The organism is [Borrelia] turdi, from assembly GCF_030439285.2.
GTDB classification, from domain to species: Bacteria; Spirochaetota; Spirochaetia; order Borreliales; family Borreliaceae; genus Borreliella; species Borreliella turdi.
Map to the genome: position 1 here is coordinate 19,803 of NZ_CP179619.1, position 13,108 is coordinate 32,910.

General features: G+C 24.8%; 11 protein-coding genes and 1 pseudogene. 3 read left to right on the forward strand and 9 right to left on the reverse strand.

The annotated features are described in order from the left end of the window. Nucleotides 1-8: 8 nt before the first annotated feature. A complete protein-coding gene (bptA, locus tag QIA31_RS04905) occupies nt 9-626 on the forward strand; it encodes a virulence-associated protein BptA (protein ID WP_418905304.1) in 618 nt (205 codons plus the stop codon). Between the two features lie 611 nt (nt 627-1,237). Here the strand turns inward: bptA and QIA31_RS04910 are convergent. After that, complete coding sequence (locus tag QIA31_RS04910) at nt 1,238-1,525, reverse strand: hypothetical protein (RefSeq protein ID WP_418905292.1); 288 nt, start codon at nt 1,523-1,525, stop codon at nt 1,238-1,240. A 628-nt stretch (nt 1,526-2,153) separates the two neighbouring features. Then, complete coding sequence (locus QIA31_RS04915; RefSeq protein WP_418905293.1) at nt 2,154-2,876, reverse strand: hypothetical protein; 723 nt, start codon at nt 2,874-2,876, stop codon at nt 2,154-2,156. Between the two features lie 629 nt (nt 2,877-3,505). On the opposite strand from QIA31_RS04915, the pseudogene QIA31_RS04920 reads away from it, so the two are divergent. Further along, nucleotides 3,506-3,826, forward strand: a pseudogene (locus QIA31_RS04920) (type I restriction endonuclease); the annotation flags it as partial. 159 nt (nt 3,827-3,985) lie between these two features. After that, a complete protein-coding gene (locus tag QIA31_RS04925; protein ID WP_418905294.1) occupies nt 3,986-4,384 on the forward strand; it encodes a hypothetical protein in 399 nt (132 codons plus the stop codon). A gap of 1,748 nt (nt 4,385-6,132) precedes the next feature. On the opposite strand, the gene QIA31_RS04930 is transcribed toward QIA31_RS04925, so the two are convergent. The 7 genes from QIA31_RS04930 to QIA31_RS04960 form a co-directional block, all read right to left on the reverse strand. Continuing rightward, on the reverse strand, nt 6,133-7,170 hold the full coding sequence (locus QIA31_RS04930; RefSeq protein WP_418905295.1) for a hypothetical protein: 1,038 nt from the start codon (nt 7,168-7,170) through the stop codon (nt 6,133-6,135). Between the two features lie 23 nt (nt 7,171-7,193). Beyond that, nucleotides 7,194-7,919, reverse strand: a complete 726-nt coding sequence (locus tag QIA31_RS04935) for a hypothetical protein (RefSeq protein ID WP_418905296.1) — start codon at nt 7,917-7,919, stop codon at nt 7,194-7,196. After that, a complete protein-coding gene (locus QIA31_RS04940) occupies nt 7,912-9,141 on the reverse strand; it encodes an ABC transporter permease (protein WP_418905297.1) in 1,230 nt (409 codons plus the stop codon). The genes QIA31_RS04935 and QIA31_RS04940 overlap by 8 nt, the downstream gene beginning before the upstream one ends. Continuing rightward, nucleotides 9,134-9,829, reverse strand: coding sequence for an ABC transporter ATP-binding protein (locus tag QIA31_RS04945; protein WP_418905298.1), 696 nt, complete (start codon nt 9,827-9,829; stop codon nt 9,134-9,136). Before QIA31_RS04945 ends, QIA31_RS04940 begins: the two co-directional genes overlap by 8 nt. Before the next feature lie 57 nt (nt 9,830-9,886). After that, nucleotides 9,887-10,921, reverse strand: coding sequence for a hypothetical protein (locus tag QIA31_RS04950; protein WP_418905299.1), 1,035 nt, complete (start codon nt 10,919-10,921; stop codon nt 9,887-9,889). Nucleotides 10,922-10,963: 42 nt separating this feature from the next. Then, nucleotides 10,964-11,719 (reverse strand): hypothetical protein, encoded by a 756-nt coding sequence (locus QIA31_RS04955; RefSeq protein ID WP_418905300.1) that lies wholly within the window; start codon nt 11,717-11,719, stop codon nt 10,964-10,966. 75 nt (nt 11,720-11,794) lie between these two features. Then, nucleotides 11,795-12,604: a hypothetical protein gene (locus tag QIA31_RS04960; protein ID WP_418905301.1), complete on the reverse strand. Its 810-nt coding sequence runs from the start codon at nt 12,602-12,604 to the stop codon at nt 11,795-11,797. Nucleotides 12,605-13,108: the final 504 nt, after the last annotated feature.

Sequence of the window (13,108 nt, forward strand, 5' to 3'; positions counted from 1 at the left end):
TGAGCAAAATGGTACTTTTCGGGCTATGGCTATTATTAATTTGTATTTTTTTGGTTTCCTTATTTTATCAACAAAAAGAAAATAATGTTATTTATAATAAAAATGTTGAAAAGTCACTCGATAATGTCTTTATTAATGAGACTTATACATCTCTTTTAAAAGATGACAATTTAAAAGAGTTGGTTTTTATAAAATCAGAGTTTATGATGCCCTATGTAGAAAATATAAAAAATAAGAATATGACGGGCTATCTGGTAGATGCCTATAGGGCTATGAATCCTGGGTATAAATTTGATTTTAAAGTGCATGACAATAAAATTTTAGGTTTTAAAAATGTAATTTTTGAAGGGTTTGAAGATGCTCGAGCTTCAAGGCATGAAAATGATTTGCCAAGTGAAAAATGGCAGCTAATAAAGGATTTTAATATTGGAGATCCAAATATAGATAAAAAATTTTTTCATTTAAAATTTCCTTTTGTAGTAAAAAATAATTTACGCGTTACCCTTTCTAAAGGATTCTTTAAGAAAATAAAAAAAATAAAACGATTGAAGATTACTTTAATTTCTAATGAAGATAGAGAATATAAAATAGATATAGAAAATTTTTTACTAAAATATAATCTTTAATTTAATCTAAATTTTTTTAATAGTAGATTTTTGATTAGGGCCGAAACGCTTTTTATTAAATTTTGTTTGTACAAACACTTTAAATGCCGGAATATAGGAAGATTGTTAATAAATGGAGAATATAAAATAAAAAAATAATAACAATAATTACAATTATATTATGGCTAAATTGTATGTAATATGGTAATTCTAAAAGATTGGAAACATTTAAATAGTATTTAAGAAGAATGCCTTTTGGAACTAGGGCAAGTGTAATTTGAGTTAGATGAATATAATTAAAAGAAAAAATTTTAAAAAATTATTTTATATTTGAATATTATAAAATAACTTTTGTTAAACATAATTAATGTAAGATGGATAATTTACAGGTACAAGTTGAAGTTTAAAATGTATAACAAAATAAATAATAGGACTTTTATTAACAAATTGGATATTTTTTCTAAATTATTCACACCATCGTTAATCTGATAAAGCTAATAGAGATTTACAATATAAAAGTTTCTAATCATTAGAAACTAAAACTTTTTTTAAAAAAAGTTTATGTACAGTATATCATAAGGCAAAGTTTCTTGGTTTTAAAATTCGAATATCGGGTGCTTTTACAAGTGAATTCATTTATTTTTATTAATTAATTCTCTAAATTTAGGCATTTTTTCTTTAATTTCTTTTTTTATTTCTATTTTATATTTTTCGTTTTTTTTAAATAAGACTAAACTAAGTGTTAAATATTTTAAAAAATCTTCTGGAATCATCATTATATTCCCTACTCTAATATAACATTCAAAAACCTCTAGTTTATATCTTAAATGGCTTTTTGTAATTTTATAATCAAATTTGTTTTTAAGAATTTCTTGCGCTTCAGAAACTTTATAAAATAAATATCCTTCTATTATTCTCATAAAATAAATATAGATTAATTCATTAATAAAAAAACTTCAAAATAGGACATATATATTTATATGGTGTATATTATAAGGTATAAATTTTATATTTTTAATGGCTTCTCCAGTTCTCTCCATTTTTGGAGAAGTTTTTTTGATTCGGCACTCTCACAGAGAGCACTCACAGAGCTTTTTAGGGGTGTTGAATCCTTTGAAAAAGGCTTTAAAGGGTTTATTAAAAAAAATTGTGAATTAATCAATTATGTCTTAATTTTACTGGGAATTACCAATACTTTATCACCATTTACAAGAGTAATTTTAAGACGTTTGTTTTTAAGAAAGAAGTTTTAAATTTAGTTCTATATAAATAGCAATATATTAAATATAATGAATAATATCATTAAATTTATAAATAAAATCTATAACATTACTATTCTAGAAAACCAGTTTCTAAAAAATAGAAATATAGTAAAGAAATTGAAAAATTTGCCTTGGGATTTGAGCTGTTAAAAGTAATCATTGGATACTGTTAGCTCAGAGCATCAAAATTATAATGGTATACTTTATCTAAAACAGTAATTAAAATTTCTATTTTTTAAACTCTCTGCTTATAAATAAAGTACTAATAATACAAAAATAGAAATAATTATTTTTCATCTATGTTATGGCCAAGACGATTGCAAGTTTCTGTTATAGTTTCAACAGCTTCGCTTAATAATTTCAATGGCTCACTAAATTGTTTTGATTTACTTTTGGCGCTATCTTGTAGTAACTCACCAGAAACACCATTTCCGTTGCGCTTAACATCACTAAGTGATTTATCTATATCTTTCATTAACTCATTTATACATTTCTTAACCAAATCTTTTCCGCTTGTTTTGGGATAATAATCCATGCATATTCCAGAATAACCATACTCATTCTTCTCTTTACTAGTAAACTCGTCTATTACTTTCTCTATTTTATCATAGATACTGTTATCATTATTAAAATCAATATCATCACTATTTATTTTTGGCACTACCCCTAATATCTTATCTAACAAGCGGATTTTATCTATTCCGGTTTTCATATTATCTTTAAGAGTCTTTGAAGCACTATATCCTGAATCTATTAATGACTTTACAGCTGCATCGATCTTTTCAGCTGATTCCCTAATTTCTCTTACAAGTGATGGGGCATTTCCCAATGCTATTTTGTTATTCTTCCTTTTACTTAAAACTTTATCTTTAGATTCCTTGGCAGAAATCTTAACCTTTTCAGCCATATCTTTAAGGTTGTCCTTGCTTAAGATCTTAACTTCTATCTTAGATTCAAGCATCCCTTTTACACCCACAACCTCAGAATTCGATTGATCTCCCTTTCTCATAGTGTCATTTAAATTTAAATACCATAATTTACAAGACATTATAAAAAAGATATTAAATATATATATATATTCATATTTAAACCTCTCTTTACATGAGAAATTTACATCATTTTATTAAGATTGCTACTTGTCCGGCATTTATTCTTTCTAAAATTATCTATTTTAGTCGTTAATGTAAATTAAAATAATCTACCAAACACTTTAAATCTTGTTTAAAAAATAATAGCTATGATTTTTAGGCTATAATGGCAATTCATTTTATAGAGCTCAGCAGATTACATGGTGGCTAAAATTAGGATTTTTTTAAAAAAGGTATCTTTTTTATTTGCTTTGTTATATTTGTTTAGCAGATATTTATTAAGAAACCAAAGGCATTTGCCTTGTACGAAAAATTGTAGTGTATTTGGATATTTCAACTACCACGGTTTATACTCAAGTATATCACCTAATATAAAAAAGAGACCAAAAAATTAATATTTTTCAATTCTATTGACAATATTGATAATATAATTTATATATTGCAAGCAAAGATAAAGCTTTAAATACAAATTTTATAAAAAAATAAAAAGGGATCTCGTTAAAATGAGTTTTAAAGAAAAAAAAGAAGAAAAATAGAAACCCATAAGGATATTGTTAAAAACGAAGCTGAAACAAAACAATTTTTTATTAATCCATTTTTAGATGCATTAGAATATTGCCACACCTATCCTTCATGTGTTAAAGCTGAAGTTGCAATTGGTAATGTTAAAAATGAAAAAAAAGCTGACTATATTCTTTATTCAAAAGACAAAAAGCCTACTATTTTATTAGAAGCTAAGAATTGTAAGGAAAATCTTGAAAATTATTTAAGTCAATTATCAGATTATTTTTATAGTCTTCGTTTCAATAAATATGAAATTGAATTTGGCATACTAACAAATGGCATAGAATATAGATTCTATGCGGATTTAGATAAAGATAATATTCTAGACAAAGAACCTTTTTCAATTGTTAATTTAGAGAAATTAACAATTGAAGATTTTGAATGTCTTAAAAGGTTTTTTAGAAATTCTTTAAATATTGAAGAAACTAGATCTTTTGCATTAGAAAAAAAATATACATACAGACTTTTGGTTTATTTAAAAAAAGAAATAAAAAACATAAGTGATGATTTTCTTGATTTTTTTAAAACTAAAATTGGTTTTAATAAAACATATTCAGATGAAGTATGCAAAAACATTATTAAAAATACTTTTAACGTCTTTAATGAAAAAGGCGATGCGCTAATAAACAATAAAAAAAATAATAAAGAATTTACTATAGATAGTAGTAATAGCAATAATATTAAAACTGAAAATTTAAAAAATTTTGAAAGACTACACTCTGATATAAAATCAATATATCAAAAATTAGAAAGGTTTATTTTTGATTTAAATTCCAGCGAAATTGAAAAAGTTGAAAACAAGCATTATACCTCATTTAAGGTATATGATAAGAATTTTGCAGATTTTGCTTTCAAAGTAAGTTAAATAAATATTACTGTTACTCTAAATCAGATAACCCTAAAAGAGGGTTCTACCAAAGATGTTAGTAATATTGGTAAGCTTGGTAATGGAAATGTTCAGACTTCTTGCAAAGAAAATTCTAACGCTGAAGAAATCAAAAGTCTTATTAAACAAAGCTATACTAATATAGTTTCAAAACATAGCAAAATACATTAAATAATCATTAATTTAATATATTAAATCTAGGCTCTCAATAGTTAAATTTTCATCCCCATCAAACATCTATTGCTATTTTTTTTATATTTCTTTTTTGGTTATTTGTTTATTTTAAATTACTAAAATCTGTATTAAATCTTAAACTAATTTTTGGTTTTTTTTGAGTTTACTAGAACAATCAAATTAATTTGATTGTTCTAGTTCAAAAAGCCGTTTATATATTCTTAACTTTATAACGAAAAAAAGCAAGTATTTACTTTGCTCCTTTTTAGGATTATATTCTTTACTTTTATGATATACAATATAATGTTCTTGTATATAAATCTTATTATTAAATATTTTTTTATAGTATTTTTATCATCTAGTAATCTCATTTTAAATATTCTTATTAATACAAAATTCTACTCTTCTTAATCATAACTTCTTTTTATCATATTAGGTGGTATATAAGTATACATCGTGGTAGTTGAAATATCTAAATACATTACAATTTTCTGTACAAGGCAAATGTCTTTGGTTTTTTAATAAATATCTGCTTTTTATATGATTTCTACTAGTACTACATTCTATATCAGTCTAGTTAACAGATTAAAATATTCTCATGCCAGTATTAAAAGCAAATTCAATTAAAAGTCTATTTCTATAAAAATTTATACCTTTTATTATAAATTAACCAAGTAACAGTCTTGTTTTTTCTCTAGCTAATACTTTTGATAACTCCCTTTTTCTTTTTTCTCCCCCTTCTATTACTTTTTCTGATATTCAAGTTTTAATTGAAATTTAAGCCTTTAAAGGTGAAAGCAAAAGTCGTTACTAAAATAATAAAATAATTTTCATTGTATCGTCTTTTATTAAAACTATGCTTAAAATAGCCAAATAAGTTGGTGAAAAAATTCTTCTTATTAAGATGATTAAAAAAATCAATAAAGAATTTATTAACAATTCTAAATTTTACTAAATGTTTAAACATATTTGTATAATATATTTTTTATCATCTATTTCTTTAATTCTAGAAAAAGCAGTTCTTTTTTTATTTCTTTATTTACAAGGCATTTCTAAAATTTATATATTCTTTAAAACCACTTATCTTAATGCTAAAATTATTTTGTTTCTTAGTTTTTGACATCTTTATCCACAAAAACTTTTTCGTATTTAAATACATTTTTATAACTATAAACATTTTTTCTTTAAATTTTTAAAAGGGTTTTGTAAAAAGCTAAAAGATATAGGGAGATAATAGTGATACTTATTGATATGGATTTACAAAGTGCTTTAACTTCATATTTTAGAAAATATATTTTTAATTTTTATAAAAATAATATCTATAATTTATTAAGCTTTTGTTTAGATAAAAATGCTTTAAGCTACAATTTTGATTGTATTTTACTTGACACCCCCCCCAGGTTTAGTTTTTTAAAAAAATGCATTTAATACTAGATATTGGCTTGAGTTTTTTAGAGTATCTGTTTTTTGTCTTATATTTCATTTACACCTTGCTCTATAATATACTCATTTTGAATGGAACATGGAAAAATACAATATGCCAACTAAAAATTTTATAATTCAATTTTTAATTCAATACTAAACATATTATAAAAAGGAGTATCTTTAAGATTTATCTTTTTATTAAATTCTAATATATTTGTCATTTTCAAAGAACATCCTTTAATAATCAAAAAATTATTGTCAAAATAGAATTGTAAAGAATTAGTATTTAAATTGGTTTTTAAGGAAATCGTTGTTTGCAATAATTCACGAATCCATGTTAGTTTAATCCCAGATCCCAAAAAATAATTATTATTTTTCGAATAACTCTCAAATACTATTGATAAATCATTAAAAACATCATTTTCAATATTAATATAATATCTAAGGCCAAGCAAAAATCTATTGTCATCATCATCAAATTTATAATTTTTAGACCAAAGCAGGTCTTGTCTTACTGTAGAGTAAAAAAATATTCCACTAAAAACTTCAAATAAAAAATCAAAAATAATATTGATATCAAAAGTTTTATTTTCAATATTAAATGGGAATTCAACCATTGCAAGCAAATCTATTTCATCAAAAGAAGCTTGAAAATAAAGCCAGGGGGATAAATATTTAGGAGACAAAAATTTATTTAAGCTTTCTTTGTCGAAGATAGAACCCAAAGAGATAGAATAATTGGAAATAAAATAATAAAATTCAAAAAACCACTCCGGTTCTATTGTGGTCCTTTTTAAAACAATATTTTCAATTAGTCCATTTCCCAAATAATAATTTTGCTTACCTGATTTAAAAATAAAATCATTAAAGCTTAAATTGAAGAATAATTTATTAAAACTAAAATATTGATCATTATTTTGTACAATAAAAGAAGGAGCAAAGCCAAATTCTAACACTTTATAGTTTAATAAAAATCCCAAATAAGCTTTATTTTCGAATTGCAAAGCCCCTGTGCCAAAAAAATTTTTTTTATCTTCATCGGGGAATAATAAAGAAAATTTTGTTTTTAATCCTAAATGTTCCTTAAAAACCAAAGAAGATTCAGAAAACAAAAAATTAGGAAAAGTCGAAAAAAGAATTAAAAAAAATTTTTTAAAAAATCCCACTATTAACTATCCCACATATACTCTCAATTCACATAACTTGAATATATGTCAAATATTCTATTAAATCCTTTTAAACTAAAAATAGAGTTGTTTAGACTCGTACTAATAATATCTTCTACATAAATTTTTGTACTAGAATCGTTAAAAGCTTTATCGTTAATTTCAAAATAAACAAAAGCATTGATTCCTTTAATATTTCCTTTTCTATAAATTACTTCTTTTAAAGTTTTAAATTCTTTGTCTTTGTGTAAAGTTTTAAAATCATTTTTATTAATTTTTAATAAATCTACAAATGGATAGATTGATTTATCTTTTGATTGAAATTCAAACCTATTGCCTTCGGCTTTTAATAAAACGAAATCTGTATTAAAATTTAAACCCAAAATATCTTTAAGTTCAGATGCACCCTTAACCTTATAGGATGCGCTTACCTTAATTGGAATTTTAGCTTGTCTTCCCAACATAAAATGCCCTTTATTTCTAATAGATAAAAAGGCAAAATCTGTTTTTGATCCCGACATATATATTAAACGGACATCTCTATTATCAATATTAATAATTCTTAGACCTACACTTTCTTCTAAATTATTTTTTACATTAATTTTAAAATTCATCTTGAAAGCATAAATTCCGCTTTTTAATTGGGGATAATACAGGTTTTCAAATTCTTTTATTAAACTTTTTTCATCTCCAGCATTTAATAAATTTAAAACACAAAAATTAAAAACAATTACAAAAATTTTAAGCATCGTTTATCACCTCTACTACCGACTTCTTACTTGCTTTGCTAAATGGTAAAATAGAAGAAAAAATAGCAAGGACTAACATGAAGATTGAAACATATATTATATCACTAGCATAATAAAATATGTTGATATAATATGTTTCTGAATAACCCGGAGGAGTAAAACTAATTTTTTGAAACTGTATAAAAAGTTTAGCAAAATAAGCCAATACTACCCCTATCCCGATATTTATGACAGAAATAATGACAATTTCTAAAAATAGAGAGTAAAAAAGTTCCAATTTGGTTAAACCAATTGCTCTTAATGTGCCAAGTTCTCTAGTGCGCTCAATGCTTAATGCTGTCATTATTTGGAAAAATGCAATAAATATAAGAAGAGATACTAAAACCAATATGAACATAAATGTTGTTCTAGTCATTCCTAAAACAGATTTAAAGTAAGGATTAATCTCAAACCAGTCATTATAATCAAATGCAATCCCTTTATTTTTTTTAAGATTATCTAATTTTTTTTTAAAAGTTTCTAAAGTAGAATTTTTCTTTAAAAACACTTGGATTACGTGTGCTCCACCCTCAAATGCAAACAAGTCTTTTAAAGTCTTAATAGTAGTAATTGCAAAAATATTATCTGCTGTTGAAAATGGGAATTTTACAATTCCAGCAACTTTAATATTTTGAAAATTCAAACCTTTGCCAAGCAAATTTGTCATTAGTGTAAGATCAGAATTGTTTTCCATTATTTTTTCTATACCAAGCGAAGCCGCTAAATTACTCCCAAGTAAAAACTCACCCCCATTAGAATCATTAAAAATAGGATCGCCTTCTAGTAAAGATAGACCGCTTGTAATTATGTCTGGGTCTTCATAGGCAAATGCAAAAACTGGGTTACTTGTCGAAGAATTTCCAAGAAGCCCATCAAAATTGACTATTAAATTGGTGGATTGTAATTCATCATAACCAACTATTTCATCTCGTATAAGATTGATATCCTTTTCTTCAAGTAACAACTCGTTCTTAAGACTACTAAATTTAGGATTAAAATAGTTTTCTTTAGCAATTTGAATATGACCAGTTGAACTGACAAAGTTCTTTTCCATCCCTTCTCTGCTAAAATTCATATATCCAACAAAAACCAATAAAAATACTACAGAACTTGCTAGAAGCAAAGACAATAAGATTGTACGCCTCAAATCTCTAAAAATATTGTAAAACGCCAATTTAAACACATTCACCCCCTACTAAAGACAGCACCCCATCTTCTATTCTATAAAGTTTATTAGCCAAATTTTTTAAATTGTAATCATGAGAAACAAAAATTCCAATTGCATTCTTATCTTTAAGATATTTTTGTATTGAAGTATAGACAAAAATGGCTGTTTCTTTGTCCAAATGACTAGTTATTTCATCTCCAATTATTAATTTGGGATCATAAACAAAAGCCCTTGCTATTCCTATTCTTTGCCTTTGTCCTCCAGACATATATTTAGGTTTTTTATTAACAAACTTTGAAAGTTTAAAGAATTCTATTAATTCTTCCGTTTTAGACTTTAATTGCTTGGCACTTTTTCTTGAAAATCTTAGGGGCAATGAAATGTTATCAAATCCTGTAAGACTTGGAATAAGCTCAAAATGTTGAAAGATTAACCCGATATTATATCTTCTAAATAAAGTTCTATCCTTTTCATTCATAGAACTCAAAAGAGTTGAGTTGAAACGTATCTCTCCTGTATCAAGTGAATCTATCCCAGAAAGCAAATTCATTAAAGTTGTCTTGCCACTCCCCGTAGGACCTGAAATCCAAACCATATCCCTCGATTTTAAACTAAGTGAGATATCCTTATTTGCATTAACAATTTCCTGCCCAATTTTGTATTTTTTATTAACCAATTTTAAATCTAGACTAATATTTCCCACAAAACCTCCTATTTTTTAAATTCAATTGTACATTTTAAAAAATTTTTCAAAATGATATCACTCAAAAATTATTGAACTTAATAAAAACCCCAATGATAACTTTTTATCCTGGTTAATACCAACTTTAAAGACAAAAGGTACTTCCTTAAACAACTTATAACCCATCCCAAAGCCCAAAATATAAAGAAGATTTCCTTTATCTAAAAGGAAATCTTCTTTCATACCATATCCAATATCTAAAGACAATACTAAAAATAAATCAGAAGCAAGATTTCTCAATGTTTCAAGGAAAAACAATCTATACTCTAATCCAAAATTAGAAACAACGTTAAAATAAAGACTATCTTGATCCATTTTAGGAATAGTCAAAGCATAAAAATTTAAAGCATTATAATCAAATCCGGTTTCAAAGATAGAAGACTTTTTAAAATCGCCTGCCATTCCAAAATCGGCTTTAAATCCCAATTCTCCAAAAGGAATAGAAATAAGATATTTTAAATTCCAATGTACTCTATAAAACTGCTCATTATTGTCTGGTAAATACTTATACAAAAAAGATGTTCTAATATCTGCTCTCTGAAATTCTGAATAATAAATTGGAAGTAAAATTGCAATCGTGTTTTCCAAGGTTAAAGCATTATGATATAACCTATCAACACTAACTTCAGCTTCTTTGATTAAATGATTTATCAACCCCGATCTAAATCTATTTTCAAGTCTTAAATAATCAAAATTATAACCAATCTCAAAATTACCAACATGTTCAATATTTTTAGAATTAAAAATAAATGGGATTCTGATCTCATAAAACACCTTAGAAAAAAATTTCCTAAAATCATAAGCAAGTCCATAACCAAATAAAAACATTTTAGAATAATCAGTTCCCAATCTAAAAAAAGGTGAAATTTTTGAATCATTCTCCTTAATGTTCAAAATAAAATCAAAATTATTTTCAAAATTATTTGGAACACTAAGATAATCAAGATGAAATTCAAAATCTACTCCACGTATTACAAAATCACTTAGTTCATCCTCTAGTTCATTTGCAAATATTCCAAAACAGGTAAATAGTAAAAACAAAAACTTTTTCATGAATACCTTAAATCTTTATTGAAATTAAATTCAAAATCATTTCTAGTAATAAAAAGAATTACCCTCTTTTAATTTTTCAATTGCCAATACAGCCATATTTCCATTGGGGAATATGGCCCTGGCTTTTTTTAAACATTCAATTGCTTCTAATCTTCTATTAGTACGAATTAAAAAAGAGCTTTTTACCAATTCTTTCAAATATTTTCGTCTAGAATTAAGATTACTGCTTTCTGCTTTATCAATATAGCTTTTTGCCAATAGAATTTTATAAAAATCTCTATTTGACGCTCTAACTGTATATAAAATAGATAAAGGAATAAAAACTTTAACGTTATTGACATCTGTTTTTAAAGACTCTTCTAAATGTCTCTTAGCATTAACAAAATAAGAATACAATCTGTTTCTATCATGGGGTATTAAATTTATAGCAAGCTCGCCCAATGCCCTAAAATAATCCGATGGAACATTTTCTTTTAAGGAAATTTTAAAAGCATAATTATAATTTTGAATTAGTTTTTTAATCAAATCATCGTATTTATGTGGATCATTAATTAAGTAAGAAACGTCACACAAAACCAAGGACATAAGCAAATTCAAGTAATTATATTGAACGCTTTCCCTTCTATATTTCAGTAAAATATTGTTTTCTATGCTTTTAAGTTCATTTTTAAAAATTTTATCGGGTGCAAAAAAATCAAACTCAAAATTACCAGAACAATATTTAGTATGAATACTTTCTATTTTATCTATGTATGCTTTTACATCTTTTTCAAAAGAAAATAAACTGATGTTTGCCAAAAAAATTAACAATAACTTTAACATATAAAAACTAACTTATAAATCTTAAATAAGTTATATTAACCTCTTATTTAACTAATTTTTTATAGGAAAATCCATAAACAAATTTCCACCTTTGTTTTGCTCTAGAACTATTTTGTGAAAAGTTCCGTTAGGAAATATTTCTTCGGCTCTAAGTATATATTTAAGGCTTTCTTTTTCATTTTTAAGTAGAAAATATGCTTGGCTTATCCATATATTTGCAAAATATTTTTCTACATCTGTTTGACCATGTTTAAATCCCAATTGAGCGAATAATAAAGTTTTATTTGGGTCTCCTCCCGCAATCCTTGGAGCATATAAATACCAACTTGCAATAGAGGTATTAGCAAATGAGTTTTTACTATTAATTTTTAAAGACTTTTCAAAATATTTTCTAGTTTCATTTGCAAGCTTACTTAAAGCTGAACCACCAGCATATCTCAAGAGCATTAAATTAACATCTCCTAAAATCCTATAAACATCACTTTGAATGCTTTTCTCTAAACTTTTAAAATCCATTGATGCAATTAGCTCTAAAAGAGATTTTTTAGTAGATTTTAAAACAGAATAACTTTTAGAAGAATTTTTTCTTCCTTCTTTATTCTGAAGAAGTCTGGCAATTTGGTAATCAATAAGATTAATAAAATATAGCTTGATACCAGAACTTATTTCACCCAATGTCTCTTTAAACTTATTAAGTCTATATATATAGGCATCTTCATCATTTTTTTTTAACAATTCTTCAATTTTGCCCGAATAATATCCTTCTAATATCCCATAAAATTCTCTATTTGAAACATTAAATGAATATATATAACCAACACTAATAGCTAATAATAAAAAACAATGACTAATTCCTTTCATAATTACTCCATTAAAAATTTAGCTCAATAAATTATACTTTTAAGGAAATAAAAAAAATAAATTTAATACTGCATATTTATTTCTAAAAATTGCTCTTAAATATTGGTCAAAATTAGTCAACACATCATCATAAACAGTAATTTTATAAAACATTCATTTCTTTGATTATTTGAGAAATATAATTTTATAAAATTTATATGTTTAATACAAAAACAAATATACTTAAACAAATACCTAGTTTATATTGGCCCACAAATAAACTCAAATTACAAAAGAATTACCTCTCTCTCGACATTCCACAAAAAAATCTAAGAGAAAATATTTATGATATAGATATTAAATAATTATTATATTGTTGTGCCTATAGATGCATATAGGCACAACAATATTGAAAAATAAAAATTTTAATTACTGTTATGTAAATTAAACAGTTTTGAGGCTAGATATATTTACTTAAATTTGCTTTGTAATTTAAAGTGCAATTATACTAAATAATAATAAATA